At 71.0% G+C, this 25658-nt stretch carries 23 protein-coding genes; 14 read left to right on the forward strand and 9 right to left on the reverse strand.

The features are described from left to right. The first annotated feature begins 69 nt into the window (after window positions 1-69). On the forward strand, window positions 70-1704 hold the full coding sequence (gene tmpA / locus ACWD5F_RS36325; RefSeq protein ID WP_451260575.1) for a 2-trimethylaminoethylphosphonate dioxygenase: 1635 nt from the start codon (window positions 70-72) through the stop codon (window positions 1702-1704). 97 nt (window positions 1705-1801) lie between these two features. On the opposite strand, the gene ACWD5F_RS36330 is transcribed toward tmpA, so the two are convergent. Together ACWD5F_RS36330 and rhaI are read right to left on the reverse strand one after the other, a co-directional pair. Continuing rightward, window positions 1802-2608, reverse strand: coding sequence for a GntR family transcriptional regulator (locus tag ACWD5F_RS36330; protein ID WP_451260576.1), 807 nt, complete (start codon window positions 2606-2608; stop codon window positions 1802-1804). 596 nt (window positions 2609-3204) lie between these two features. Beyond that, complete coding sequence (gene rhaI, locus ACWD5F_RS36335; RefSeq protein ID WP_401710832.1) at window positions 3205-4365, reverse strand: L-rhamnose isomerase; 1161 nt, start codon at window positions 4363-4365, stop codon at window positions 3205-3207. 284 nt (window positions 4366-4649) lie between these two features. On the opposite strand from rhaI, the gene ACWD5F_RS36340 reads away from it, so the two are divergent. From ACWD5F_RS36340 to sigJ, 10 genes are all read left to right on the forward strand, one after another. Next, window positions 4650-6167, forward strand: a complete 1518-nt coding sequence (locus tag ACWD5F_RS36340) for a sugar ABC transporter ATP-binding protein (protein ID WP_451260577.1) — start codon at window positions 4650-4652, stop codon at window positions 6165-6167. Window positions 6168-6333: 166 nt separating this feature from the next. Continuing rightward, window positions 6334-7374 carry an ABC transporter permease gene (locus ACWD5F_RS36345; protein WP_401710826.1) on the forward strand — a complete coding sequence of 347 codons (1041 nt, stop codon included), beginning with the start codon at window positions 6334-6336 and terminating at the stop codon, window positions 7372-7374. Beyond that, window positions 7367-8356 (forward strand): ABC transporter permease, encoded by a 990-nt coding sequence (locus ACWD5F_RS36350; RefSeq protein WP_451260578.1) that lies wholly within the window; start codon window positions 7367-7369, stop codon window positions 8354-8356. The genes ACWD5F_RS36345 and ACWD5F_RS36350 overlap by 8 nt, the downstream gene beginning before the upstream one ends. A 31-nt stretch (window positions 8357-8387) precedes the next feature. Further along, window positions 8388-9467 carry a rhamnose ABC transporter substrate-binding protein gene (gene rhaS, locus ACWD5F_RS36355; RefSeq protein WP_451260579.1) on the forward strand — a complete coding sequence of 360 codons (1080 nt, stop codon included), beginning with the start codon at window positions 8388-8390 and terminating at the stop codon, window positions 9465-9467. Window positions 9468-9484: 17 nt separating this feature from the next. Continuing rightward, window positions 9485-9805: an L-rhamnose mutarotase gene (locus ACWD5F_RS36360; protein ID WP_451260580.1), complete on the forward strand. Its 321-nt coding sequence runs from the start codon at window positions 9485-9487 to the stop codon at window positions 9803-9805. Next, window positions 9802-11163, forward strand: a complete 1362-nt coding sequence (locus tag ACWD5F_RS36365) for a BNR repeat-containing protein (protein ID WP_451260581.1) — start codon at window positions 9802-9804, stop codon at window positions 11161-11163. Before ACWD5F_RS36360 ends, ACWD5F_RS36365 begins: the two co-directional genes overlap by 4 nt. An 82-nt stretch (window positions 11164-11245) precedes the next feature. After that, entirely contained in the window at window positions 11246-12271 is a 1026-nt protein-coding gene (locus ACWD5F_RS36370; protein WP_451260582.1) for a LacI family DNA-binding transcriptional regulator, read from the forward strand. A gap of 101 nt (window positions 12272-12372) precedes the next feature. Next, window positions 12373-13674 carry an alpha/beta fold hydrolase gene (locus tag ACWD5F_RS36375; protein ID WP_451260583.1) on the forward strand — a complete coding sequence of 434 codons (1302 nt, stop codon included), beginning with the start codon at window positions 12373-12375 and terminating at the stop codon, window positions 13672-13674. 71 nt (window positions 13675-13745) lie between these two features. After that, window positions 13746-14375, forward strand: a complete 630-nt coding sequence (locus ACWD5F_RS36380; RefSeq protein WP_451260584.1) for an FxLYD domain-containing protein — start codon at window positions 13746-13748, stop codon at window positions 14373-14375. Between the two features lie 99 nt (window positions 14376-14474). After that, on the forward strand, window positions 14475-15365 hold the full coding sequence (gene sigJ, locus ACWD5F_RS36385) for an RNA polymerase sigma factor SigJ (RefSeq protein ID WP_451260585.1): 891 nt from the start codon (window positions 14475-14477) through the stop codon (window positions 15363-15365). On the opposite strand, the gene ACWD5F_RS36390 is transcribed toward sigJ, so the two are convergent. Beyond that, window positions 15349-16527, reverse strand: a complete 1179-nt coding sequence (locus ACWD5F_RS36390; RefSeq protein WP_451260586.1) for a serine hydrolase domain-containing protein — start codon at window positions 16525-16527, stop codon at window positions 15349-15351. The two genes, sigJ and ACWD5F_RS36390, sit on opposite strands and share 17 nt — an antisense overlap. A 4-nt stretch (window positions 16528-16531) precedes the next feature. Beyond that, window positions 16532-17119: a TetR/AcrR family transcriptional regulator gene (locus ACWD5F_RS36395; RefSeq protein WP_451260587.1), complete on the reverse strand. Its 588-nt coding sequence runs from the start codon at window positions 17117-17119 to the stop codon at window positions 16532-16534. Between the two features lie 68 nt (window positions 17120-17187). Here ACWD5F_RS36395 and ACWD5F_RS36400 point away from each other — a divergent pair, with 68 nt between their 5' ends. After that, complete coding sequence (locus tag ACWD5F_RS36400; protein WP_451260588.1) at window positions 17188-18012, forward strand: pentapeptide repeat-containing protein; 825 nt, start codon at window positions 17188-17190, stop codon at window positions 18010-18012. Here the strand turns inward: ACWD5F_RS36400 and ACWD5F_RS36405 are convergent. After that, window positions 17980-19539 carry a cytochrome P450 gene (locus ACWD5F_RS36405; RefSeq protein ID WP_451260589.1) on the reverse strand — a complete coding sequence of 520 codons (1560 nt, stop codon included), beginning with the start codon at window positions 19537-19539 and terminating at the stop codon, window positions 17980-17982. The two genes, ACWD5F_RS36400 and ACWD5F_RS36405, sit on opposite strands and share 33 nt — an antisense overlap. 108 nt (window positions 19540-19647) lie before the next feature. Between ACWD5F_RS36405 and ACWD5F_RS36410 the strand changes: the two genes are divergently transcribed. Both ACWD5F_RS36410 and ACWD5F_RS36415 read left to right on the forward strand, forming a co-directional pair. Next, the gene (locus ACWD5F_RS36410) at window positions 19648-20253 is read left to right on the forward strand and encodes a TetR/AcrR family transcriptional regulator (protein WP_451260590.1); all 606 of its coding nucleotides are present in this window, start codon (window positions 19648-19650) and stop codon (window positions 20251-20253) included. Window positions 20254-20351: 98 nt separating this feature from the next. Beyond that, on the forward strand, window positions 20352-21077 hold the full coding sequence (locus ACWD5F_RS36415) for a DUF2470 domain-containing protein (protein ID WP_401710786.1): 726 nt from the start codon (window positions 20352-20354) through the stop codon (window positions 21075-21077). On the opposite strand, the gene ACWD5F_RS36420 is transcribed toward ACWD5F_RS36415, so the two are convergent. From ACWD5F_RS36420 to ACWD5F_RS36435, 4 genes are all read right to left on the reverse strand, one after another. After that, window positions 21045-22277: a lactonase family protein gene (locus tag ACWD5F_RS36420; protein WP_451260591.1), complete on the reverse strand. Its 1233-nt coding sequence runs from the start codon at window positions 22275-22277 to the stop codon at window positions 21045-21047. The genes ACWD5F_RS36415 and ACWD5F_RS36420 overlap by 33 nt on opposite strands. A gap of 166 nt (window positions 22278-22443) precedes the next feature. Then, window positions 22444-23487, reverse strand: coding sequence for a hypothetical protein (locus ACWD5F_RS36425; RefSeq protein WP_451260592.1), 1044 nt, complete (start codon window positions 23485-23487; stop codon window positions 22444-22446). Between the two features lie 53 nt (window positions 23488-23540). Continuing rightward, complete coding sequence (locus tag ACWD5F_RS36430; RefSeq protein WP_451260593.1) at window positions 23541-24812, reverse strand: FUSC family protein; 1272 nt, start codon at window positions 24810-24812, stop codon at window positions 23541-23543. 101 nt (window positions 24813-24913) lie between these two features. Continuing rightward, window positions 24914-25516: a CGNR zinc finger domain-containing protein gene (locus ACWD5F_RS36435; RefSeq protein WP_451260594.1), complete on the reverse strand. Its 603-nt coding sequence runs from the start codon at window positions 25514-25516 to the stop codon at window positions 24914-24916. Window positions 25517-25658: the final 142 nt, after the last annotated feature.

The following is a 25658-nucleotide window of genomic DNA, read 5'->3' on the forward strand; positions in this document are numbered from 1 at the left end:
TCATTCGCGGCTGAGATCTTCGCGGTGTCGCTAAAGTTGGCTATACAACTCTGAAAGCGAGTGATGGCTATGTCACTGTCAGTAGAAGATCTGCCGCTCACCTGGCTGCGGGACAACTGCCCCTGCCCCCGCTGCCGAGACCCGCGCAACGGGCAGAAGCTGTTCCAGATCACCGAGCTGCCCGCCGATCTCGGGCTCGGTGCGGTGCGGCGGACCGTCGACGGCGTCGAGGTGGACTGGGCGCCCGACGGCCACCGATCCGCGTACTCCGCACGGTGGTTGACGGCCAACCGGCCCGACGCGGGCGACCGTTCCGGGGACCGGCGCGACGAGACCGGCAAGACGCTGTGGGCCGCCGCCGACCTGGACGGCGGGCTCCCCGAGGCCGACTGGGCGGACTACCTGGGCGACCCGATCACCAAGGCGCGGGTGCTGGAGTCGGTCCTCGGGCTCGGCTTCGCCCTGCTGCGGGACGTGCCGTGCCGTGAGGGCCAGGTGCTGGAGGTGGCGGAGACCTTCGGCTACGTCCGCGAGACCAACTACGGTCGGCTCTTCGACGTACGAGTCGAACCGGACCCCAACAACCTCGCGTTCACCGGCGCGCGGATCACCCCGCACACCGACAACCCGTACCGGGACCCGGTCCCCACGCTCCAGTTGCTGCACTGTCTGTCGAACGCGGCGGTCGGCGGTGACTCCGGTCTCGTGGACGGGTTCAAGGCCGCCGCGCTGCTGCGCGACGAGGACCCGGAGGCGTTCGGGGTCCTGACGCGCACCCTCGTGCCCTTCCGATTCAGCGACGCCCGTACGGTGTTGGCGGCCGACCGGCCGTTGATCGAGGTGGACGGGCGTGGCCGGATCCGCGAGGTGCGCTTCAACAACCGCTCGATCTCCACGTTGCGGCTGCCTGCCGACGAACTGGACGCCTTCTACCGCGCCTACCGGACCTTCGCCGAGATCATCCTGCGGCCCGAACTCCAGCTGGACTTCCGGCTGTCGCCCGGAGACTGCCTGATCTTCGACAACGTCCGGTTGCTGCACGCCCGGACCGCCTTCGAGGAGAGCGGCGCCCGCCACCTGCAAGGCGCCTACGCCGACATCGACGCGCTGGCCGGCACCTTGGCCGTGCTGTGTCGCCAACGCGCCGCGGAGGGAGAGGAGTTCCTCGACGAGCTCGCCGCACTCTTCGCGGGCGAGGGGGCGGGCGCGTACCTGGGCGAGGCGGTGACGATGGCGCAGCACATGCTTCAGGCCGCGGCACGGGCCGAAGAGGCGGGTGCGCCGGACGCGTTGGTGGCGGCCGCGCTGCTGCACGACGTCGGTCACTTCCAAGGGCCGGTCAGCGGCGAGGAGTTGATGGCCGGAACCGACAACCGGCACAGCCACACCGGGGCGGACCGGCTAGGGGAGTGGTTCGGCCCGGAGGTCACCGAGCCGATACGTCAGCACGTGGCGGCCAAGCGGTACCTGTGCGCGGTCGAGCCCGAGTACTTCGGTCTGCTCTCCGAGGCCTCGGTGTTCACGCTCCAGGTGCAGGGCGGTCCGATGACCCCGGCCGAGGTCGCCGAGTACGAGGCGAATCCCTACGCATCGGACGGGGTGGCGGTGCGCCGCTGGGACGACGAGGGAAAGGACCCCGAGGCATCGGCCCCGGACTTCGCACACTTCCGTCCGCTGCTCGCGGGCCTGCTGCGGACCGTTTGATCAAAGACCCGTTCGATCAGGCGCGCGTTTGCATCAGGCGTGCGGCTGGTCAGGCGTGCGATTGATCAGAGGTCCGCCCCTCCCCGGCGGCGTCGCGTCAGGCGTCGCCGGCCGGGCGGCGGGCCAGCGAGCCGGAGGCCGCCGAACTGTGCACGGTGAAGGCGACGGTCTCCGGCAGGTACCGGTCGTCGGACCATTCGATCGGTGTGCCGGTCGGATCCGTGCTGACCCGGCGTTCCCGCAGCAGCGGGTCGCCGGGCCGGCAGCCGAGCAGCCGGGCGTCCTCGTCGTCGGCCCGGCACAGGTCGATGGTGTGCTGGGCGTCGGCGAACAGCACCCCTGAGTCCTCCAGCGCCACGGTGTACGAGACCGTGTCCGACGGCAGCCCGGCGAGCAACTCGCCCACGGCGGACGGGTAGACGGTGCGCTCCAGCATCACCGGGCGCCCTGACAGGGTGCGCAGGCGCCGTACCTGGTGGACCTCGGCGCCTTCGGGCAGGCGCAGTTGGGCACGTTCGGTGGGATCGGCGAGGCGGGTCTCCGTGGCGACGATCAGACCACCGGGCTCCTCGCCCGTCGAACGGGCCCAGCGGGTGAAGCTGAGCAGTTCACCGAAGCTCTGCGGCCGGGGCACCCCGATCACGACCCGCCGGGTGCCGCGCCGCGAGGCGATCAGCCCCTCGGTCCGCAGCAGGGCCATCGCCTGGCGGACCGTGCCCCGGGATACGCCGTACCGTTCGGCGAGCTCGCCCTCGGTGGGCAGTCGCCCACCGGAGTCGTATCTGCCGTCGCCGATCTCCCGGCCCAGGTCCGCCGCGACCTTCCGGTACATGGCCTGCCCCCGCGCCCCGCGCTCGCCGGCCGCGCCGTCCGTCACCCTGTCCTCACCGTCCTGCTCGGCCACAGTCCTTCCCGACCGGGCACGAATGTGCTCCGAGCAGGGAGCCTAACGGGGCCACCGCAATCGGGTGACCGTGCCGCGCGCGGTGCCTGCGGCGCGCCGGCAGACAATCCCCACCGTCACTGAACCGGCCCGGTGTCACCGCCCCCGGACCACCGCCCCGGACCACGGCCCCCGCCCATCACCGACGCGAGGACGGCTCTGTCCGTCACCGGCCCACCCAGGCCGTCACCGGCGTGGCCGAGTGGGCGCCGACCGATCACCTTCAGCTGTCGACGAGCCCCGGGCCCGGCTGCCATCGGCGCGGTCGAGCGAGTGCCGACCGGACACCTACGACCGCCGCCGTGTCTCAGCCCCGGCCGTCACCGGCGTGGCCCAGTGGTCGCCCGCCGATCACCTGAGGCCGTCACCGACCCCCAGCCCCGGCCGCCGCCGGCGCTGCGGCAAGAGCGCTCACAACCGTCGCCGACCCATGCGCCGCCCCGACCGTCGGCCCCGCCCAGCTCGCCCCTCACCGACACCAACCACCCCGAGAGCGCCACCCAACACCTCCTACGCTCCAACACCTCCCACGCCCCTCAGCACTCTCAGCACACCCCCTACGCCCCCCACCCCGCCTGCGTCCCCCCAACCCGCTCCGCCACGATCCGCTCCGCCCACCCCGACCGCCGATACGCCCCCATCGGATCCGGATCCAGCCCCAACTCCTCCCGCACCTCACCCAGCAGCGGCCGCACATCCGTGTTGTACGCGTCCATCAACACGGCGTTGGCGCCCAGTACGTCACCCTCCCGCTGGGCCACGGCCAGCGCGTCCCGGTCCACCAGGAGCGCCTTCGCCGTGGCCTCCTGGACGTTCATCACGGAGCGGATGATCGCCGGGATCTTGGCCTCGATGTTGTGGCACTGGTCGAGCATGAAGGCGACGCCCGCGGTGAACCCGCCGCCCCGCGAGACCTCGTAGAGGATGCGGAAGAGCTGGAAGGGATCGGCCGCGCCGACCATGAGGTCGTCGTCGGCGTAGAAGCGGGAGTTGAAGTCGAAGCCGCCGAGCTTCTGCTCGCGCAGCAGCGTGGCGACGATGAACTCGATGTTGGTGCCGGGGGCGTGGTGGCCGGTGTCCACCACGACCTGCGCCTTGTCGCCGAGCTTGAGGCAGTGGGCGTACGCCGTGCCCCAGTCGGGGACGTCGGTGGTGTAGAAGGCGGGCTCGAAGAGCTTGTACTCCAGCAGCATCCGCTGGTCGTCGCCGAGGCGGTCGTACACCTCGGTCAGGCCCTCCGCGAGCCGGTCCTGGCGTTCGCGGATGTCGTCCTGCCCGGGGTAGTTGGTGCCGTCGGCGAACCACAGCTTCAGGTCCCGGGACCCCGTCGCGTCCATGATGTCGACGCACTCCAGCAGATGATCGAGCGCCTTGCGCCGCACCGCCGGATCCGCGTGGCAGATGCTGCCGAGCTTGAACGCGTCGTCCTGGAAGGTGTTGGAGTTGATCGCCCCCAGCTTCAGTCCGCGCTCCTGCGCGTACTTCGCCAGCGCCCCGTAGTCCTCGACCTTGTCCCACGGAATGTGCAGCGCGACCGTCGGGGCCACGCCGGTGAACTCGTGCACCTTCGCCGCGTCCGCGAGCTTCTCGTAGGGATCACGCGGTACGCCCTGCTGCGCGAACACCTTGAAACGGGTCCCCGAGTTCCCGTACGCCCATGACGGCGTCTCGACTGCCTGGGTCTTCAGCGCGGCCTTCACCGCGGCGAGCTCGGTCACTTCAGGGCTCCTGTGACGTCGGTACAGAACAGCTTCTGTATGAATCGATTCAGGATCGGAAGCTAAGAGGCTCCCGGAGGGGTGTCAAGCGTTTTGGCAGACCCTGTTGCCCATGACCCGCCCGTGGCCTGACCGTGACCTCCGGCTCTCGAAGGACTGTCGAAACTTTTTCGATCCGGACCCATTGACGTGACATGGCCCACGCGCCTAACGTCCCGGCAACCAAGTTGAAACCTTTCACGACGCTGTGAGGGCCCGCCCCGGGCGTCGTCGAGGAGCCCCTCATGACCCACCCGTCCGACACGGGGCCGGCCCCGGTGCTGGCACTGGAGGACATCTCCAAGTCCTTCGGCGCCGTGCGTGCCCTGCGGGACGTGTCCCTGGAACTGTTGCCCGGCGAGGTGCACGCGCTCGCCGGAGAGAACGGCGCGGGCAAATCGACCCTCATCAAGACGCTCGCCGGAGTGCATCGGCCGGACGCCGGCCGGGTGCTGCTCGACGGCGAGCCCGTCGTCTTCCACGGGCCCGGCGACGCCCGGGACGCCGGCATCGCCGTGATCTACCAGGAGCCCACACTCTTCCCCGACCTTTCGATCGCCGAGAACATCTTCATGGGCCGCCAGCCCCGGCGGGCGCTCGGCCGCATCGACCACAAGGCCACCCACGCGGCGACCGCCGCCCTGATGAAGCGCCTCGGCGTCGACCTCGACCCCGAGCGCCCGGCCCGCGGCCTGTCCATCGCCGACCAGCAGATCGTCGAGATCGCCAAGGCGCTCTCCTTCGAGGCGCGGGTGCTGATCATGGACGAGCCGACGGCCGCCCTCACCGGCAGCGAGGTGGCCCGCCTCTTCGGGGTCGTGCGCACCCTGCGCGACCAGGGCGCCGCCGTGCTGTTCATCTCGCACCGGCTGGAGGAGATCTTCGAGATCTCCCGCCGCGTGACAACGTTGCGGGACGGCGCGTTGATCGCCAGCGAGCCGCTCGACGGCATGACCGAGGACGATCTCGTACGGCGCATGGTGGGCCGCGATCTCGACGAGCTGTACCCCAAGCAGGACGTCGCACCCGGCGAAGTCGCCCTGAGCGTCAAGCGGTTGACCCGGGAGGGCGTCTTCACCGATGTCTCCTTCGATGTGCGGCGCGGCGAGATCGTGTGCCTCGCCGGGCTGGTCGGCGCCGGTCGTACCGAGGTGGCGCGTGCCGTCTTCGGCATCGACCGGTGGGACGCCGGCGCGGTGGAGGTGGACGGCAAGGGGCTGACCAACGGCGCCCCCTCCACGGCCATGGCCGCCGGAATCGCCCTCGTCCCCGAGGACCGGCGCGCGCAGGGCCTGGTGATGGAGATGTCCATCGAGCGCAACATCGGCCTCACCGGCCTGCGTTCGACCGTCAGGGCCGGGCTGATGGACCGAGGCGCCGAGCGCAGCCGGTCGCTGGACTGGGCCGTCAAGCTGCACGTCAAGTACGCCCGGATCGCCGACGCCGTCTCCACGCTGTCCGGCGGCAACCAGCAGAAGGTCGTCCTCGCCAAGTGGCTCGCCACCGGACCCAAGGTGCTGATCGTGGACGAGCCCACCCGGGGCATCGACGTCGGCACCAAGGCCGAAGTGCACCGCCTGCTCGGCGAGTTGGCCGCCGACGGGGTGGCCGTCCTGATGATCTCCTCCGACCTGCCCGAGGTGCTCGGCATGGCCGACCGCGTGCTGGTGATGCACGAGGGCCGGCTCGCCGCCGAGATCCCGCGCGCCGAGGCCACCGAGGAGACCGTGATGGCCGCCGCGACCGGGAGGGCAGCCGCATGACGACGACGTCCCGCGGGTCGGCCCGCCGCACGGTGAACGCTCACGCCGCGCGCTCCCACGCCGTGAGCTCTCACACCGCGAGCTCCCGCGCAACGAACTACCGCACGGCGCCGACCCGTTCGGCACGGACCCGCCGCACGACGACTGCCGTATGGAGGGCCGCCGTATGACGGTGACCGCACCCAATCCCGCTCCCGCCGCCGAGGTGCCCAAGTCCAGCGGCACCCGGCTGGTCGACCGTGTCTTCAAGATGCGCGAACTCGCCATCCTGGCCGTCTTCCTGGTGATGATCGCCATCACCCAGATGGGCAACAGCGAGTTCCTGTCCGAACAGGGCATCAAGGACCTGCTCCTCAACGCGACCATCCTGGTCCTGGTCGCCACCGGCCAGTCCCTGGTCGTCATCACCCGCAACGTCGACCTGTCCGTCGGCTCCACGCTGGGCATCACCGCCTTCGCCGCCGGCGACTATCTCCAAGGCGGCGGCAACGGACTCGTCGCCGTCGTCCTGGCCGTCCTGCTCGGCATCGGCTGCGGTCTGCTCAACGGGCTGCTGGTCAGCCTCGGCCAAGTCCCCGCGCTCGTCGTCACGTTGGGCACGCTCTACATCATCAGGGGCCTCGACTCCATCTGGGTGGGCTCCCGCCAGATCACCGCGGCCGATCTCCCGGGCGGCTTCGTCGACTTCGGCTCCGGCGGCATCTCGGCGGTGCCGTGGCTGGCGCTCATCGCGCTCGCGGTGCTCGTGGCGACGGCGTACTACCTCAAACACTTCGGCAGCGGACGCGAGTTGTACGCGCTCGGCTCCAACCCCGAGGCCGCGCGCCTGGCCGGTATCCCGGTGCGCAAGCGGATCCTGGCCGCGTACACCTTCTGCGGCGCACTAGCCGGGCTCGCCGGTGCGATGTACCTCGCGCGGTTCGGCAACGTCGACTCCGGCACCGGCAACGGCTACGAACTCACCGTCGTCAGCGCGGTCGTGGTCGGTGGCGTCGTCTTCACCGGCGGCTCCGGCAGCGTCTACGGCGCGGCCCTCGGTGCCCTGCTGCTGACCTCCATCAACAGCGTGCTGCCGGCCCTCGGCGTCAGCTCCGTGTGGGTGCTCGCCATCAACGGCATCCTGCTGCTCCTCGCCATCGCGGTCGACCGGATCGTGGCGCTGCGGGTGGCCTCCGCCCTGAAGAAGAGGAACGCCCGCCATGCCTGACTCCCTGACGCGCGCGGTCCGTTGGGACACGGTCGTCGGCGCGCTCCTGATCGTCCTGCTCCTGCTGTCGTTCGGCACGGTCGACGGCTTCGGCAACGCCCTCAACCTGTCCTTCCTGCTCGGCAACACGCTGCCGATCGCGCTGATCGCCCTGCCGATGACGCTCCTGGTGGTGGCAGGCGAGATCGACCTGTCCGTCGCCTCCACGGCCGGTCTGTCGGGCGCGGTGATGGGCAAGCTGTGGAACGACGGCATGGCCATCGAGACGATCATCCCGATCTGCCTCCTCCTCGGCTTGGCGTGCGGGCTCGTGAACGGCCTGCTCGTCACCCGGCTCGGACTGCCCTCCCTCGCCGTCACCATCGGCACCCTCGCCGCCTACCGGGGCATCGCGCAGATCGTGCTCGGCTCGAACGCGGTGACCGACTTCCCCACGCAGTACCTGGACTTCGCGTCCGGACGCATCGGCAGCAGCTTCCTCCCGCAGGCCTTCCTGCCCTTCCTCGTGCTGCTCGCCATCGCCGTGGTCGTCCTGCACGCCACACCGTTCGGTCGGTCGCTGTTCGCGATCGGCGCGAGCGAGGAGGCCGCACGCTTTGCCGGGATCCGGGTCAGGCGGCACAAGCTGATCCTGTTCACGGTGACCGGCCTGATGGCCTCGCTCACCGGCATCTTCTGGGCGCTGCACTACGCCAGCGCGCGCTACGACAACGCCACCGGGCTCGAACTCTCCGTAGTGGCGGCCGTGTTGCTCGGCGGTATCGACTTCGACGGTGGCAAGGGCACGTTGGGCGGTGCCATCGCGGGGGTGTTCCTGCTCGGGGCGCTGCAGAACGTGATGAGCCTGCTCAATGTCTCCGCGCAGTCGCAGATCGTCGTCACCGGCGTTCTGCTCGTCGTCTCCGTGCTCGGCCCTCGGGTCGCCCGACAGATCTCCGTAGCGAGGGCAGGCCGCAGAGCCGCCTCGGCTCCGACCTCGTAACGTCCGTTCTCCCTGGTAAAGGACCTCCGTCATGCGCAAGTCATCGATCCGCCGCTCCTGCGCCGCCCTCGCCGCCGCCACCTCCCTCGCGCTCGCCCTGACCGCCTGTGGCGGCACCACCAAGAACGACGTCAAGGACGACGGGGGCTCCGCCGCCACCGCCGGCAAGGCCGACCCGAACGCCGCCCTCAAGAAGGGCCTCACCGTCGGCTTCCTGCCCAAGTCGGTCAACAACCCCTACTTCACCTCCGCCGACAAGGGCGGCGAGAAGGCGCTCACCGAACTGGGCTCCAAGTACAAGGAGGTCGGCACCTCCAGCGCGACCGACACGGCCGGGCAGGTCTCCTACGTCAACACGCTCACCCAGCAGCAGGTGAACGCGATGGCCGTCTCCGCGCAGGACCCGGGCGCCCTGTGCACCGCGCTCAAGCAGGCCATGAAGAACGGCATCAAGGTCGTCACCTACGACTCCGACACCAAGCCCGACTGCCGCAGCGCCTTCGTCTCGCAGGCCAGCGCCGAGGACCTGGGCCGCACCGAGGTGCAGCTGCTCGCCGAACAGATCGGCTACAAGGGCGAGATCGCGATCCTGTCCGCCGCGCAGACCGCGACGAACCAGAACACCTGGATCGACTTCATGAAGGACGAGCTCAAGGACCCCAAGTACAAGGACGTGAAGCTGGTCAAGGTCGCGTACGGCAACGACGACGCCCAGCAGTCCTTCCAGCAGACCCAGGGCCTGCTCCAGGAGTACCCGAACCTGAAGGGGATCATCTCCCCGACCACCGTCGGCATCAAGGCCGCCGCCCAGTACCTGTCCGGCTCCAAGTACAAGGGCAAGGTCAAGCTGACCGGCCTCGGCACCCCGAACGACATGCGCAAGTACGTCAAGAACGGCACCGTCGAGGCCTTCGAGCTGTGGGACCCGGCCAAGCTCGGCGACCTCGCCGCCCGCACCGCCGTGGCGCTGGCCTCCGGCCAGATCACCGGCAAGGAGGGCGAGACCTTCAAGGCCGGCGACACCTCGTACACCATCGGCAAGGACGGCGTGATCAACCTCGGCAAGCCGACCGTGTTCGACGCCAAGAACATCGACCAGTTCAACTTCTAGTCTCCGGAGGGCCGTTGATGCAGCGCGTGTGCTTCCTGCTGAAGGTCAGGGCGGACCGCCTCGACGAGTACCGCGAGCGGCACGCCGCCGTGTGGCCCGAGATGCTCGACGCGCTCTCGGCCACCGGCTGGCACAACTACTCGCTCTTCCTGCGCGAAGACGGCCTGCTGGTCGGCTACTTGGAGACCGAGGACTTCGCCGCCGCCCAGGCCGGCATGGAGGCCACCGACGTCAACGCCCGCTGGCAGGCCGAGATGGCGCCGTTCTTCGAGTCACTGGACGGCGCCCGGCCCGACGAGGCGATGATGCCCCTCACGGAGGTGTTCCACCTCTCATGACCGCCGCCGGAAGCGGGCTCGCCGCACCCGCCCTCACTCTCCTCGACCGCACCCAATTGGACGCCGCCGCCCTCTACTTCGTCTCCTACGACGGGCTGGTCAACAACAACTCGTTCCAGAAGAACGGGCTGTTGACGTACAAGGGCCACCAGTACGCGGCCTGGTACACGGCCACCCGTCACGCCGTCATCGCCAGACGCCCCCTGGGCGGCTCCAGTTGGTCCACGCTCACCCTCGCCCACACCCTGAAGAGCGACGACTCCCACAACGTCATCTCGATGGGTGTCTCGGAACTGGACGGCCGCCTCCACCTCAACTTCGACTCCCACAGCGACGGCTTCTTCTACGTCAGGTCGATCGCGGGCCTCCTGGACAACCCGGCGTCCACCGCCTGGACTTCAGCCGTCCTCGGCCCCGTACAGACCTCGCTCGACGGACTCCCGCTCACCTCGCAGTTCACGTACCCGCAGTTCATCGCCACCCCCGAGGGCGGGCTCCAGCTCAGCTACCGGGTCGGCGTCTCCGGCAACGGCCGCAACGCCCTTGCGGAGTACGACGGTTCAAGGTGGGCGGCGCTGGGGGAGTGGTCCAGTTCGACGGGCACGTACACCAGCGCGCACGGCTCCTCCACGGCCCGCAACATGTACCTGCACGGCATCGACTACGACGTCCACGGGCGCCTGCATGCCCTTTTCACCTGGCGTGAGCAGAACGCGGCCGTGATGTGCAATGGGGGAGGTATCACCAACCACGACACGGGCTACGTCACCTCGACCGACCGCGGCCGGACTTGGCGCAACGACGCGGGCACCGTCGTAGGCACGACAGGCGGCTCCGACACCGTGGCCGTCACGGACCACGGCCTGGTCGTCGACGCCCTCGCCCCCGACCACTCCCTCATGAACCAGGAGAGCCAGGCGACCGACTCCACCGGTCTCCCGCACGCGATCATCAGCTACGTCCCCGGCCGCTTCGGGCAGTGCACCACCGACTACGTCGCCGACCGCACCGCGCACGGCCGCGCGTTCCACCTCCGCAAGAACTCCGCAGGCGTCTGGCAGAAGACCGAGATCCCGGTCCCGCTCGTCTCCAGCCAACGCACCAAGCTGGTCCTGGACCGGCACGACAACGCCTACGCGGTCCTCCCTTACGGCCGGATCGCCGGGGCCTCGAAGGCCTCCGCGTACACCGACTGGACGCTGCTGCACGACGGCGGCGACCTGAACGCCTTCGGCGAGGTCGTCGTCGACGAGACGCGGGTGCGGGCCGACAACGTCCTGTCGTTCATGTACCAGGAGAAGTCGAGCGGTACGACACCCTCGGCGCTCCATGTCGTCGACTTCGCGCTGCCCGCGTGACCGGGCCGGATGTGCGCGGTGATGACGGTAATGTGAAGGTCTTCTTTCCGCCCTCCCGAGTACCCCTGGAGGTCCCTGCCTGATGGCCCAGTCGGTGGGTATCAAGGACGTCGCCCGCGTCGCCGGAGTCTCGGTCGGCACGGTCTCGAACGTCATCAACCGCCCGGACACGGTCGCCACCGAGACCCGGGCGCGCGTGCTGTCCGCGATCGACCGGCTCGGTTACGTCCGCAGCGAGTCCGCGCGCCAGCTGCGCGCGGGCCGCAGCCGCATCATGGGACTGCTCGTCCTGGACATGGGCAACCCGTTCTTCGTCGACGTGGCGCGCGGCGCCGAGCGCGCCGCCCGCGAGGCAGGACTCGGCGTGATGGTCTGCAACAGCGCCCAGAGCGCGAGCGAGGAGGCCGACTACCTGTCCCTCTTCGCCGAGCAGCGGGTGCGGGGCGTCCTGTTCACCCCCGCCGACGCGACCGGCCGCAACATCGAGTCGTTCCGGCGGCACAACATCCCCTTCGTGCTGGTCGACCGGGTCGCCGAGGGCACCACCGAGTGCTCCGTCTCGGTGGACGACGTCGCGGGCGGCGCGCTGGCCGTACGTCATCTGGTCGACGCCGGACACCGCTCCATCGCCTACGTCAGCGGCCCGCCCGGCCTCAACCAGGTCCGCGACCGCCGCATCGGCGCCCTGAACGCGCTCGCCGAGGCGGGCCTGGGCCCCGAGAACCTGCGCGAGCTGCCCACCGAACGTCTCGACGTGGCCGCCGGACGGGACGCGGGCGCCCGGCTGCTCGGCCTCGCCGACCGCCCCACCGCCGTCTTCTGCGCCAACGACCTGCTCGCCCTCGGCGTCCTCCAGGCCATGTTCGCGGCCGGCGTCTCGGTCCCCGACGACCTCGCGATCGTCGGCTACGACGACATCGAGTTCGCCGCCGCCGCGGCCGTCCCGCTCACCTCCGTCCGCCAGCCCGCCGTCACCCTGGGCGCCCTCGCCGCCGAGCTCCTCCTGGAGGAGACGGAGGCCGAGAACGGCACGGTGCAGCACGAACACCGACGGGTCGTCCTCCAGCCCGAACTGGTCGTGCGCAGATCCAGTCTGTCCACCCGCTGATCGCGCGTTCAGTACGATTTCATGATCCCGGGGGGTGTTGGCCGCAGGATCATGTGCTGAACTGGGACGCGGTCCACAACCCGTACGTCCCAGGAGCCCCGTTGACCGCCACGTACCGCCAGCCCGGCGTCGTTCTCACCGACCGCCGCTTCACCGTGCCCCTCGACCACGACGACCCGGCCGGGGAGACGATCGAGCTCTACGCCCGTGAGGTCGTCGGAAGCGACAAGGCGCACCAGAACCTGCCGTGGCTGCTCTACCTCCAGGGCGGCCCGGGCTTCGGGGCGAACCGTTTCGTGGGACGGCAGGCCTGGCTCGACCGGGCGCTGAAGGAGTTCCGGGTCCTGCTCCTGGACCAGCGCGGCACCGGCCACTCCACGCCCGCCACCCGCCAGACCCTTCCGCTGCGCGGCGGCCCCGCGGAGCAGGCCGACTACCTCACGCACTTCCGCGCCGACTCGATCGTCCGCGACTGCGAGGCGATCCGCGCCGAGGTCACCGGCGGCGCGCCCTGGACCGTCCTCGGCCAGAGCTTCGGCGGTTTCTGCGCGGTGCACTACCTCTCCAGCGCTCCCGAGGGCCTGACCGCCGCCGTGATCACCGGCGGCCTGCCCTCGCTGGACGCGCACGCCGACGACGTCTACCGGGCGGCCTACCCACGTATCGAGCGCAAGGTCGCCGCGCACTACGCGCGTTACCCGCAGGACGTCGAGCGGGCCCGCCGCATCGCCGACCACCTCCTCGCGCACGACGTGACCCTGCCGAACGGCTACCGCCTCACCGTCGAGGCCTTCCAGACCCTCGGCATCGTCCTCGGCGGCAGCGAGGGCAGCCACCGACTGCACTACCTCCTGGAACACGCCTTCGTCCGCACCCCGCAGGGCCCGGCCCTCTCGGACGCCTTCCAGGACGAGGTCCAGGCCCAGCTCTCGTACGCCGGACACCCCCTGTACGCCCTCGTCCACGAGTCGGTCTACGCCCAGGACGAGCGCCCCACCGACTGGTCGGCCGAGCGCGTCCGCGGGGAGTACCCGCAGTTCGACGCGGCCAAGGCCCTGGCCGGCGACGGTCCGCTGCTGTTCACCGGAGAAACGATCCATCCCTGGATGTTCGACAACGACCCCGCCCTGCGCCCGCTCCGCGAGACCGCCGAACTCCTCGCCGCCCGCACCGACTGGAAGCCCCTCTACGACCCCGCTCGCCTCGCCGCCAACGAGGTCCCGGTCGCGGCGGCCGTCTACCACGACGACATGTACGTCGACGCGACCCACTCCCTGGAGACCGCCCGCGCGATCCGCGGACTGCGCACCTGGGTCACCGACGAGTTCGAACACGACGGCGTCAGGGCCGGCGGGCCGCGGGTCCTGGACCGACTGCTGGCGCTGACGCGCGACGAGGTGTGACGACACCGAAACCGACATAAGGTTCATTTCGTCGGTCTGTCGTTCCCTGTCGCGCGAGAGGACACCACGCGATGCGTACGAGGTCAGCCCGCCCGGAGCGCCGAACGGGACGAGCCCGGGCGGTCGCCCTGGCCCTGGCAGCCACTCTGGCGGGCGCGGTCCTGGTGTCGTGCAGCAGTGACGGCGACGGCGACGGTGATTCCTCGGCCACGCCGACGGCACCCGACACGGCCTCCTTCTCGGGCAACACGCCCTCCGCTCTGGAGTCGAAGGCCGCGTCGGCCGTCGCGTCGGCCCGCGCCTCCGCCTCGGCCCGCGAAGCATCCGCCTCCGCCGCCGCGTCCTCCTTCGAGGCCTCCGTCTCGGCCGAGGTCGAGCGCGCCAACAAGGCGGCCCAGAACGCGCTGAAGGACGTGAAGGGACGCGGCAACGCGCTGTCCGAGGTCGCGATGACCGGCAAGGCGCGCGCCAGCACCGACGGCCTGCTCGCCGTCGTCGTCTCCATCACCAACAAGACCGACCACAAGGCCTCGTACGCCGTCCAGGTCGACTTCCTCGACTCGGCCGGCAAGACGGTCGAGACCCGTTACGTCGGCGCGGAGAACCTCGCACCGGGGGAGCGGGCCCAGCCGATCGCCATCAGTCGCAAGCCACCGAAGCCGGTGCTGACGCCGAAGCTGGTCAAGGCACAGCGCTACTGAGGTCGTGCAGGGGCGGGGGCGCGGGCGCTGTTTCGAGCCGTTCGGGTCGTGATTGGATGATCACATCGTCCGTACGATCCAGACCGCGACGGGGGCGGAATGAACGAGACGGATCTGCTGGCCGACCGCTTCGAGGAGCACCGCGGGCGGCTGAAGGCGGTCGCGTACCGCATGCTCGGCTCGACGGCCGAGGCGGAGGACGCTGTCCAGGAGACGTGGGTCAAGCTGAGCCGCACCGAGGCGGACGACATCCGCAACCTCGGCGGCTGGCTGACCACCGTGGTCGGCCGGGTCTGTCTGGACCTGCTGCGCTCGCGGAACCTGCGGCGCGAGGAGCCGATCGACGACACCTTCGTCCCGGACCCGGTGATCAGACCCCTCTCGCAGATCGACCCGGAGCAGGAGGTGCTCCAGGCGGACTCGGTGGGGCTGGCCCTCCTGGTGGTGCTGGAGACCCTGGAGCCGGCCGAGCGACTCGCGTTCGTCCTGCACGACATGTTCGCCGTGCCCTTCGACGACATCGCGCCGATCGTGGAGCGCAGTTCGGCGGCCACCCGGCAGCTGGCGAGCCGGGCCCGGCGCCGCGTGCGGGGCGCCACGCCGTCGGCGGAACCCGACCTCGGCCGGCAGCGACAGGTCGTCGACGCCTTCATGGCCGCCGCCCGCGCCGGTGACTTCGAGGCACTGGTCGCGGTCCTCGACCCGGACATCGTGCTGCGCGTCGACTCCGGCACCCTGGTGGGCGGCGCGGCCGCCTCCAAGCTGGTGCGCGGGGCCAAGAGCGTGGCCGAACAGGCAATGATGTTCCGGCAGTTCACGCCGCTGTCCCGGGTGGTCCTGGTCAACGACACGGTCGGCCTGGTCAACGTCGTCGAGGGCCGGGCGCTCGCCGTCATGGGCCTCACCGTCGTCGACGGCAGGATCGCCGAGATGCACATCCTGGCCGACCCGGACCGCCTCGCCCACCTCGACCTCACCGCGCTGGACTGACCGTCACGGCACCATGCAAGGCCGTCAGCAGATCCAACGGCCGACGGTCGGGAAAGTCCCCACGGACCAGATTCATCGTGTACGAGAATCCGACGCGCTCTCCCGGCCAGGCACCGTGCCGGGAGCCGCCGAAGCCCGCGTGCCCGAACGTGTCCCGCGGCGGCCCGAACAGGGCCAGGTCGGTGCGGAGTTCGTAGCCCGCGCCGTACGCCATCGGGCTGCCCCACAGCGGTGAGGTGCCGCGCCGCAGCTCCCGGCGGGCGAGCTCGACGGTCGCCTCCTTGAGCACACGGACGCCGTCCAGTTCACCGCCCCGCGCGAGACAGACGTAGAAGCGGGCCATCGAACGGGCCGTCACATGCGCGCCGACGGCGGGAATCTGGGCCCGGCGGAAGGGGGCGCTGTTCCAAAGGGCCGGTGCGTCGGGGGTGGTGAGGGGATTGCGGGTCAGGACGCGCAACGGATCGTCGTCGTCACCGACCTGCGGTATCAGGACACCGGGGCCCGCGAGCGTCGTCGCGGCCCGGCCGTGCTCCTCGTCCGGCAGGCCCAGCCAGACGTCCAGGCCGAGCGGACCGGCGAACTCCTCGGCGAAGAAGGCCCCCACCGTCCGCCCGTCGACCCGGCGCACCAACTCGCCGGTCAGCCAACCCCACGTCAGCGCGTGGTAGATGAACCCGGCCCGCGGATCGTCCGACGGCGCCTGCGCGGCCAGCAGGCTCGCCATGTGCTCGGGGTCCAGCAACTCCTGTGTGCTGAACGGCTGTTGCACACCCGGCAGCCGGGCCTGGTGGGAGAGGATCTCGCCGACCGTGATCCGGTCCTTGCCGGCGGCGGCGAACTCCGGCCAGTAGTGGGCGGCCGGGGTGTCCAGGTCCAGTTGCCCGCGCTCGACGAGCAGCAGGACGCACGCGGCCGTCAGCCCCTTGGCGCCCGAGAACACGAGCTGAAGGGTGTCGGCACGCCAGGGGCGTCCCGTCGCCGGATCGGCGGTGCCGCCCCGCAGGTCGACGACGAGTTCGCCGTCCCGGTACGCGGCGAACGCGGCGCCCGTCTCGTCGTATCGCTCGAAGTTCCCGGCGAAGACCTCGGCCACGGTCTCGTATCCGGGTGCCGTCCAACCTTCGACCCCGTCGGGCGCGGGAAGAGCCTCGGTCGTCATCGCCTCACACCCCCTCGGCCGCGAGCAGGGTGAGCGCCGCCCGTTTGGCGTCCTGTGCCGCACGGCCGTCCGGGTCGTGGTGGTCCGCGACGACCGTGGCGCCCTCCAGCAGGATCAGCAACTGCCGTCCCAGGCGCTGCGGTTCGGGGACTCCGGCCCGCTCCGCGATGCTCGTGAGGAGGTCCTGGTAGCGGCCGAGATGCCGGTCGGCGGCCGGGCCGGCGGGAGGCGCGTGGTGCTGGGTCGCGGCATTGACGATCGCGCAGCCACGGAAGCCGGGTTGGCGGTACCAGTCGCCCAACGCGTCGAAGAGCGACGCCAGTTGGGCGCGCGGGTCGGCGCCCGCCGCCTCGACCGTGGCCGTGAGCCAGTGCACTACTCGGTCGCTGCGGGCCGTGAGGACCGCCTCCACGAGGCCGTCCTTGGAGCCGAAGTGCCGGTAGAGCGTCTCCTTGGAGGCGCCCACCGCGCGGCACAGTTCGGCCACGCCGACGCCGTCGAGACCGCGCTCGTAGAAGATCTCGGTCGCCGAGGCGAGGAGCGCCGCGCGGGTGCGCTCCGGATCGAGGGTCGTGCCTTTGGGTACGGGCATGCGGAAGATGGTACCGATCGGTTCGATGATGGTCCAGGGAGTGGGCCTGCCTCGATAAACTGGTCTTCGTGCCAGATCAGACAGTGGAACCGACCGAACTGCGCGCCGACTGCGGGCGGTGCTTCGGGCTGTGCTGTGTCGCGCTGCCCTTCGCCCGCTCCACGGACTTCGCGATCGACAAGAAGGCCGGCAGCGCGTGCCCGAACCTGCGGGAGGACCACCGGTGCGGCATTCACGCCCGGCTGCGGCAGGACGGGTTCAACGGCTGCACGGTCTACGACTGCTTCGGCGCCGGGCAGAAGATCTCCCAGGTCACCTTCGGCGGGCGGGACTGGCGTGAGGGGTCGAAGGAGGAAGCCCGGCAGATGTTCGACGTCTTCCCGGTCGTCCGGCAACTGCACGAACTGCTCTGGTACCTCACCGAGGCGCTGACCCTCCCGGCCGCCCGTCCGGTCTACGCCGATCTGCGTCGGCTGCTGGAGCGGACCGAGGAGCACACCCGCCGCCCGCCGGAGGAGCTGACCGCGCTGGACGTCGGCGCGCACCGGCAGGAGGTCAATGTCCTGCTGCTGAAGACCAGCGAGTTGGTGCGTGCGGGCGTCCGTGGCCGCAAGAAGGAGCGCCGGGGCGCTGACCTGATGGGAGCCAAGCTCAAGGGCGCCGATCTGCGCGGCGCGAACTTCCGCGGCGCCTACCTCATCGCCGCCGACCTCACCGGTGCCGATCTGCGCGAGGCGGACATGATCGGCGCCGACCTGCGCGACGCCGACCTCACCGACGCGGACCTGACCGGCGCCTTCTTCCTCACCCAGCCCCAGGTCAACGCGGCCCGGGGGAGCGCGGGGACCCGGTTGCCGGGTTCAGTCACCCGTCCCGTGCACTGGACACCGTAGATCCGGTGACGACGGGTCGTCCGATGTCCGCGACTCGTCCGGTGTCTGCGCGGCCGACGCGCTCGCCGTCCGCCGGTCCAGGTGCAGCCGCAGCCCGTCCGGCATCAGCGTCAGCCGCTCGGTCACGCGCAGCCGGTAGTCCGGGTCGGGCCGCAGCTCGTAGCGGCGCAGCAGCAGGCCGAGCACCAGCGTGGCCTCGTGCAGCGCGAACTGCCGCCCGATGCACGCCCGCGCGCCCGTCCCGAACGGCTTGAAGGTGTGCGGGACCCGGGAGCGTACGGACTTCGGGTCGAAGCGGTCGGGGCCGAACCGTTCGGCGTCGGCGCCCCACACCTCCGGATCGCGGTGCAGCATCGCCGTGAGGACCAGCGCCCACGCGCCGCGCCGCATCGGATGGCCGCCCGCGAGCACCGTGTCCTCGCGGGCCTCCCGGGCGAAGGCCGGTGCCGTCGGCCACAGCCGCAGCGCCTCGTCCAACACCCGCCGCACATAACGCAACTTGGCCACCTGGTCGTACCCCGGCACCTCGGCGTCGCCCCAGACGGCGTCCACCTCGGCCCGCGCCCGGGCCGCGACCTCGGGGTGCAGGGAGAGGTAGTGCAGGGCGAAGGAGAGTGCGCCCGAGGTCGTCTCGTGCCCGGCCACCAGGAACGTGATGACCTGGCGCCGGACGTTCTCCGCGGACAGCCGCTCGCCGGTCTCCGGATGGACTGTCTCCAGCATCCGGTCGAGCAGGTCACCGCCACCGTCGGCGTTCGACTCACGGCGGACCTGGACCAACTCGTCGACCGTGCGGTTGAGATACGAGATGTCGGCCGCGTTGCGTCGCGAGGCGCTCCGCAGCAGGTAGGGAGCCAGGGGCGAGGGCACGGTGTTGAGCCGTTGCGCGTAGGTGAGCGTGCCGACCATCGCGGAGACGAAGGGGTGCGGCCGGGAGCGCTCGAAGGACCCGAAGTCGTGCCCGAACCCGGTGCGCGCGATGGTCTCAAGCGTCAGCTTGGTCATGTCACCGGGCACGTCCACCGCCCGCCCCGCCGTCAGCTCGCGGTCCCAGTGGTCGGTGAGCCGCCCGGCCACCGCCAGCATCATCGGGTGGTAGGCCGCCATGGCCTCCCGGCTGAAACCCGGCGCCAGGACGTCGTGCGCCAACTGCCAGTTCGGCTCGTGGTTGTACGCCGTGAACAGTCCGTCGCCGGCCACCGGCCGCAGATTGGCGATCCCGAGACCGACGTGCTTGGCGAAGCGCGACTCGTCCGCCATGTCGGCCGCGGGCTCCGCGCCCCACACGAAGACGAACTCCTTGCCGAAGGCCTTGCGTCGGAACACCGGGCCCAACTGCCGGGCGTAGCGCAGGGTGTCCTGGAGCGGGGTGCGCCGGCTGGCGCCGATCACGTCACCGAGGAAGGGGACCCGGCGCGGCGGATGCGGGATGCGGCGCAGCTCCGGCCAGCCCTGCTCGGCGCTGCGGAAACCCTTCGGGAGTCCGTTCCCACCCGTCGGCCTCGTCTCCGTGTCCGTCTCCGCCATGACGCGATCTCCCTTGATGCAGCGGCAGGTTGAGCATGTTGTACGTGGGTTCAATAGCGCGATTCAGTCTGATCCCCTTATTGAACTCGCGTCAAGTAAAGTGCGGGGATGGTCGCGAACCAGGGTGAGCGCACGCGCCGCCGACTCAGCACCGAGGCGCGCAGGGAGCAGCTGCTGTCGGTCGGTGCGCGGCTGTTCTCGGAGAGTCCCTACGACGAGGTCTGGATCGAGCAGGTCGCCGAGATCGCCGGGGTCTCGCGCGGACTGCTCTACCACTACTTTCCGACGAAGCGGGACTTCTTCGCGGCCGTCGTCGAGCGCGAGAGCGAGCGCATGCTCCAGATGACGGCGGCCGTGCCCGGGGTGCCGGCGCGCGAGCAGCTCACCGCCGGGCTCGACACCTATCTGACGTACGTGGAGGCGCACGCCCACGGCTTCCGGGCCTTTCACCGCGCCGACGCGGCCGGCGACCAGGCCGTGCGGCGCGTCTACCAGCGGGCGTTGGCGGCCCAGGAGCGGCAGATCCTGCTGGCCCTTGCCGCGGACCCGGAGTTCGGCCCGCTCTTCGAGCAACGTCCCGTCGTCCGGCTCGCGGTCCGTGGCTGGCTGGCCTTCACGACCGCCGTGTGCCTGGAGTGGCTGCGGGACTCGGAGTTGACGCGGGAGCAGGTGCGGGACCTGTGCGCCCGGGCCCTGCTGGGAGTCATCGCCTAGAGGGAATCGCCCTGGGGGACGCGCCGAGTGCGCCCCCATGGTTGGCGTGCGCCCCGATCTTCGGTAAGTTAGGCAAGGCTTACCTAAGGAGGTTCGGAATGGGTGACAGCCAGGCCTGGACGGCCGCGCCCCCCGCCGCGGAACGCGCCCGCTCGGTGCTCGCCGCCGCGTGGTCCTGCGCGGTGACGGGGGAGGGCGGCCGCGAGGAGTTCGTCGGCGCGCACACCGTGACCGACGACGGCCGGGTGCTGGTGCAGGTGCCCGAGGACAGCGCGCTCAACGCGGCCGCGATCTGCGCGCCCCGCGGCGAGCCGTCCGCCGTCCTGGAGTTCGCCGACGTCGCGCCCGTCCCGGTCCGCAACCGTATCCGCGCCAGGCTCTGGCTCGCGGGGTACTTCGTCCCCGAGGACGGCCAACTCGCCTTCCAGGCAACCCGTGTGGTGCTGCGTCCGCCGACCGGCGCGGTCGTCGTCGCCCTCGACGAGTTCGCCGCCGCCGCGCCCGACCCGCTCGCCGGCGCCGAGGCCCGGCTGCTGACACACCTCGCCGACTGCCACGCCGACGCCGTCGAGCGCCTCACCCGGCTCGTCGACCGCGACAGCCTGCACGGGGCTGTCCGCGTCCAGCCCCTCGCCGTGGACCGGCACGGACTCACCCTGCGCATCGAACGCAACCGCACCCACGGCGACGTACGACTTCCGTTCCACAAGCCCGCCGACGACGTCGGACAGCTCACGGAACGCATGCACGTCCTGCTCACGCAGGCCGGCAACGCGTCCTGCCCGCGCCCGCTACAGCGGCAGCGCACAGACGGCGACGGGTGAGGCGAACGGCGCGCCGGTGAGCCGGAGTTCACCACTGCCCTCGTCCACGTGGAAGACGCTGACCGTGCCCGACTTCTGGTTCGCCGTGAACAGCAGCGTCCCGTCCGGCGAGAAGGCGATCTGCCTCGGGAAGTCGCCGGACACCGGGACCGTGTCGAGCAGCCTCAGTCGTGCGCCGTCCGCCTCCACGGCGTAGCGCGCCAGGCTGTTGTGGCCCCGGTTGGCCAGGTAGGCGTAGGCGCCGTTCGGCGTGACCAGGATCTGCGCGGGGTAGTTGGTGCCCGAACCCGAGCCGGTGGCTTGTGGCGCGCCGATCGTGAGACGGCCGCCGGCCGGGTCGTAGCCGCACACCGCGACCGTGTTGTCGACCTCGTTCGCCAAGTAGGCGTACCGCCCGCCGGGGTGGAAGGTCAGATGGCGCGGACCGGCACCCGCGCGGGTCTGCGCGCGGGACGTCTCGGTGAGCTTGCCGGTGCTCTCGTCCAGTCGGTAGGTGTAGACGGTGTCGGTGCCCAGGTCCACGGCGAGCACATGGCCGCCGTCCGGGCTGGTGACGAACTGGTGGGCGTGCGGGCCCTGTTGACCCGGACCGGGCGCCGGGCTGGAGTGCGTGACCAGGTCGGTGCGCTCGCCGAGCGCGCCCGCGCCGTCGATCGGGTGCACGGCCACGCTGCCCGAGGTGTAGTTCGCGCTCAGCAGCCACTTGCCGCTCGGGTGCACGGAGAGATGGCAGGGCCCCGCCCCGCCCGTACCGCGGCTGCCCAGGACCTTGCGGTCGGCGAGGCGTACGGCGGTCACGGCGCCGGCCTCGCGCTCGTTCACCGCATACAGGGTGCGGCCGTCGGGGTGCACGGCGAGGTACGAGGGATCGGCGACGCCGGTGATCGTGCCCGTACCGGTGATCTTTCCGGTCGCGGAGTCGTAGGTGGCGAGGCCGATGCCCTTGCCCCCACCGGCGACGGAGGTGTACGTGCCGAGGTAGAGGGGGCGGGGGCCGACGGGCTCCGGCGCGGGTCGCTGCCCGGTGGCCGGCTGATCCTTCTGGGCCACCGCCCGGTCGGGGGTCGTCACGGCGGACGTCGGCGTGGATCTGGGCGGGGCCGGCGCGGGCAGCGCCGTCACGGCGGCCGCTCCCGCGAGCGCGCCCACGAAACGGCGCCTGCTCCAGCCGCCGTTCGTCGCTCCGGTCCCACTGCTCATGTCCGCACCTCAGGTGATCGGTCGTCCCGGTCGTGACAGCCACCTTGACGCGGACCACCCGGCACATGCAAGAACGGCACCGGGCGTTGCGTGGAGTGCAACGCCCGGACGTGCCGCGGGAGTGTCCGCGCCGTGCGAAAAGACGCGTTCCGTGAAACGTCGTGGTCTACCAGTCGCCGTCCTTCACCGGCTTGCCCGGAGCGTCGCCCAGCGGCTGTACCTGGTGCGGAGTCGGCGGTTCCCAGGGCTCGTGGTCGTCGCCCAGCCAGTCGCCGACCGGCTTCACGCCGTCCAGCGTGTCCGTGGGGGCGAGATCCTCTGCGTCCTGGTCGTAGTAGTCGTACCAAGGCAGCCCCGCGCGCGTGTACGCCGCCCGGTCCACCGGCGACGGCGGGGGAGCCTCGCCGGTGATGCGGTGCCACTCCGGAGGCGTCACCAGATGGACGAAGACGCGCCCGGCGGGCTCCGGAGCCCAGTCCTTGAGCGGCCGGTCGTCCGTGTAGACCTCCTGCCGCATCGAGCCGCCGACGCCGAGGCCCATCTCCAGGGTGGGCTTCCGCCGCGCCGCCACCGGAACCGGCCCGCCACTCGGAGCGGGGGCCGCCGACATCGCCGTGCCGTAACCCCCGGTCGCCATGGGCATCGACGGCGGCCGCTCGGCCCGGCGCCGCTCCTCGGCCCGCCACTCGGCCAACTGCCGCTCCTTGAGCGGGAAGGACTGAAGCTGTACGCCGCCCCAGACCTCCTCGCCCGTGACCTGGCCCTCGACGGTCGCACCCAGACCGAGCGGCACCGCCACGAACTGGCGGACCGTGCCCTTGCCTGAGTTGATGCCGTCCAGCCAGGGCTGGCGGGGCAGCACGACGTAGTTCTGCGGCTTCCGCGCCAGCCGGTCGCTCCACGGCTTCCCGGAGACCGCGCACACCTTGCCGACCCCGACCTGGAGGGCGGCCGGCTCCGTCGTGCCGCCGAAGCTCAGCCACATCGCCTCGCGCAGATACACCGGCAGCATCACACCGCCTCGCGCAAGCCACTCCTCGGGCACGGTGTCGGGGAAGTCGGCGACCCGTCGGACCGGGAACTCGCCGAGCCCCGGCGGCAGGGGATGGGTGCCCGTCTCGGGCAGGCGCAGGGTACGGATGAACCGCACCGCCACTCCGCCCGGCAGCCGCAGTGTGTTCCCGTCGATCCGCACGGTGCTGTCGGTCATCCGCCGCCCCCTCGTAGCCGGTGCCGGAAACGTACGCCGCCCCGGTGACTTCGTCACCTAGAACGACGGCCGGTACCGGGACGGTTCCGGCGCAGTGCGTCCGGAACGCGCGGCAGGTCGGAATCGTGGAGTGCCTCCTGGAGCCGGGTCAGCCGCGGCATGCGCTCGCGCTGCTCCTGGGAGACGCGGTCCAGCTCCTCCAGGAGCCGGCGCGAGCGGTGCTCGGTGTCCAGCTCGTCGAGGGTGCGGTTGACCTCGGTCAGTACGGCGCCGTACAGCTGCCAGGTCCGGGCGTCGCGCTGGACCTCCTCCAGGAGCAGCAGGGCCAGCTTGTCGCGGGTGGCCGAGGCCTGGCGCAGCTCGGCGGCGAGCCGGGCCTCCGCCGACTCCGCGCTCTTGCTGACGTCGGAGGTGACCAGCACGGCGAAGCTGACCACGGCGTCGCCGACCTCGCACAGCAACCGCTCCACCACGGCGCCCGTCTCGGCCGGGAACAGCCGCTCGGGTTCGCGTTCCTTCGCGAGGTCGGTCAGGGTGCGGGCCAGCACCCGCAGCACCACCGTGCAGATCTCCAGAGTGTCCAGCCCCGTGCGCAGCACCACCCGGTGCAGCAGCCCCTCGCGCACGCGTGGATTGAGCCGCAGGCTGTCCTCGGCCTGCCGCAGCGCCGCGTCCACGTCGATGATGTCGTGGTCGAGCCGACGCGCCTCGTGCAGGCGCTGGGTCGCGAGTTCCACCGGCGTACGCCCCGCGGCCTCCTCGCCCATCCGCAGCATCAGCCGCCGCACCCGCCGGGCCAGGCCCTCGATCGACTCGCCCGCCTCCTCGACCCACACCGGTGGTGCGAGGAGCAGATTGCAGCCGAGCCCGACGACCGCGCCGATCAACGTCTCGACCACCCGCGCCCACGCCGTGTCCCCGACGGTCGTCACCCCGAGCACCAGCATCGCGCTGATCGCGACCTCGGGCACGTACTCGTTGACCCGCACCAGGCGCCCCACCACCAGCGAGGCCAGGATCAGCAGCGCGAGACTCCACCAGGTCAGGCCCACCAGGAGGCTGAAGGCGATCGCCACGAGCACACCGGCGACGACGGCGTTCACACGCCGGATGCCGTTGGTGAGCGTGGCGTACAGGGTGACCTGGACGACCAGCAGGGCCGTCAGCGGGGCGGTGAGCGGCGCGGGCTCGGGGCTCAGGCGCAGGGCGATGACATAGGCGACCGTCGCCGCGACCGCCGATCGCAGCGTCTGCACGACCACGGGGTCCCTGCGACGCTTCACGAAGCGCACGAGGGACGCCCTCCACTCACGTACATCACGCATCCTCGGGCCCTTCCCCTTCTACCTTCGCATCGAACCCGTGATCGCGACCGGACAGCGAAGACAGTGGGCGGACATCGGCTATGTGAGCGTCGGACCGACCTTCACCGGGTGTCGGCGGCCCGGCTGCGCGACCGGTAGCCGGCCACTTTCGCCAGGTTGCCGCAGCGCTCCATCGAGCACCAACGGCGGCGCCGGGCCTGGGAGTCGTCGAGGAACAGCAGCGAACAGTCCGGGTTCTCGCACTTCTTGACCCGCTCCAGCAGGGGACCGCCCACCAGGAGTACGGCGTCCCGGGCGACCGTGGCCAGCGCCGCGCGCGCCGGGTGGCGTGCGGTCCAGTGCACCGGGCCGAGTTGGGGAGCGAGGTCCGGCCGCGCGGCCACGTCGTTGACACGTTGCACGTCGGTCGCGTCCGGCCGGCCCCCGTCCATGGCGGCCCGCAGGACCCGGTGGATCGCCTCGCGCAGGACACGGGCGTCGGCGAGGTCCCGGGCAGTCACCCGAACCGCTTCGTCGCCCGCGGCCAGCTCCGCCTCCGTGAACCAGCGGGACAGCGCGGCGGTGTCCGGGATCCGCTCCAGCGGGGTGGCGTGCCGCTTGCCGAGCGTCGCCACGAAGTCCAGACAGGGGCGGCCGCCGATGAAGGGGAACGCGAGTGCCGGGTCGGTGGGAGCGGGGTCGGCGGGTGCCGGGGTGCTGCTCATGGAGATGAGGTTACACCGAGGTACACCGGTTCATCCGGTGTCGTAACCGGAAGCTCCAATCCGAGCGACGGCTCTTGACACCGGTTGAAGCGGTGTCGGATGGTGACACCAGTTCAACCGGTGTCAGCCGGGTGTGTGGACG

The organism is Streptomyces sp. NPDC002499 (assembly GCF_053595415.1).

What these genes read in the sequence shown, in the direction of transcription:
- ACWD5F_RS36370 (WP_451260582.1), top strand. Translation starts at nt 11,246, where the DNA reads ATGGCCCAGTCGGTGGGTATCAAGGACGTCGCCCGCGTCGCCGGAGTC.
- sigJ (WP_451260585.1), top strand. Translation starts at nt 14,475, where the DNA reads ATGAACGAGACGGATCTGCTGGCCGACCGCTTCGAGGAGCACCGCGGG.
- rhaS (WP_451260579.1), top strand. Translation starts at nt 8,388, where the DNA reads ATGCGCAAGTCATCGATCCGCCGCTCCTGCGCCGCCCTCGCCGCCGCC.
- tmpA (WP_451260575.1), top strand. Translation starts at nt 70, where the DNA reads ATGTCACTGTCAGTAGAAGATCTGCCGCTCACCTGGCTGCGGGACAAC.
- ACWD5F_RS36425 (WP_451260592.1), bottom strand. Translation starts at nt 23,487, where the DNA reads ATGACCGACAGCACCGTGCGGATCGACGGGAACACACTGCGGCTGCCG.
- ACWD5F_RS36430 (WP_451260593.1), bottom strand. Translation starts at nt 24,812, where the DNA reads ATGCGTGATGTACGTGAGTGGAGGGCGTCCCTCGTGCGCTTCGTGAAG.
- ACWD5F_RS36365 (WP_451260581.1), top strand. Translation starts at nt 9,802, where the DNA reads ATGACCGCCGCCGGAAGCGGGCTCGCCGCACCCGCCCTCACTCTCCTC.
- ACWD5F_RS36435 (WP_451260594.1), bottom strand. Translation starts at nt 25,516, where the DNA reads ATGAGCAGCACCCCGGCACCCGCCGACCCCGCTCCCACCGACCCGGCA.
- ACWD5F_RS36360 (WP_451260580.1), top strand. Translation starts at nt 9,485, where the DNA reads ATGCAGCGCGTGTGCTTCCTGCTGAAGGTCAGGGCGGACCGCCTCGAC.
- ACWD5F_RS36345 (WP_401710826.1), top strand. Translation starts at nt 6,334, where the DNA reads ATGACGGTGACCGCACCCAATCCCGCTCCCGCCGCCGAGGTGCCCAAG.
- ACWD5F_RS36420 (WP_451260591.1), bottom strand. Translation starts at nt 22,277, where the DNA reads ATGAGCAGTGGGACCGGAGCGACGAACGGCGGCTGGAGCAGGCGCCGT.
- ACWD5F_RS36380 (WP_451260584.1), top strand. Translation starts at nt 13,746, where the DNA reads ATGCGTACGAGGTCAGCCCGCCCGGAGCGCCGAACGGGACGAGCCCGG.
- ACWD5F_RS36390 (WP_451260586.1), bottom strand. Translation starts at nt 16,527, where the DNA reads ATGACGACCGAGGCTCTTCCCGCGCCCGACGGGGTCGAAGGTTGGACG.
- ACWD5F_RS36395 (WP_451260587.1), bottom strand. Translation starts at nt 17,119, where the DNA reads ATGCCCGTACCCAAAGGCACGACCCTCGATCCGGAGCGCACCCGCGCG.
- ACWD5F_RS36410 (WP_451260590.1), top strand. Translation starts at nt 19,648, where the DNA reads ATGGTCGCGAACCAGGGTGAGCGCACGCGCCGCCGACTCAGCACCGAG.
- ACWD5F_RS36415 (WP_401710786.1), top strand. Translation starts at nt 20,352, where the DNA reads ATGGGTGACAGCCAGGCCTGGACGGCCGCGCCCCCCGCCGCGGAACGC.
- ACWD5F_RS36340 (WP_451260577.1), top strand. Translation starts at nt 4,650, where the DNA reads ATGACCCACCCGTCCGACACGGGGCCGGCCCCGGTGCTGGCACTGGAG.
- ACWD5F_RS36405 (WP_451260589.1), bottom strand. Translation starts at nt 19,539, where the DNA reads ATGGCGGAGACGGACACGGAGACGAGGCCGACGGGTGGGAACGGACTC.
- ACWD5F_RS36350 (WP_451260578.1), top strand. Translation starts at nt 7,367, where the DNA reads ATGCCTGACTCCCTGACGCGCGCGGTCCGTTGGGACACGGTCGTCGGC.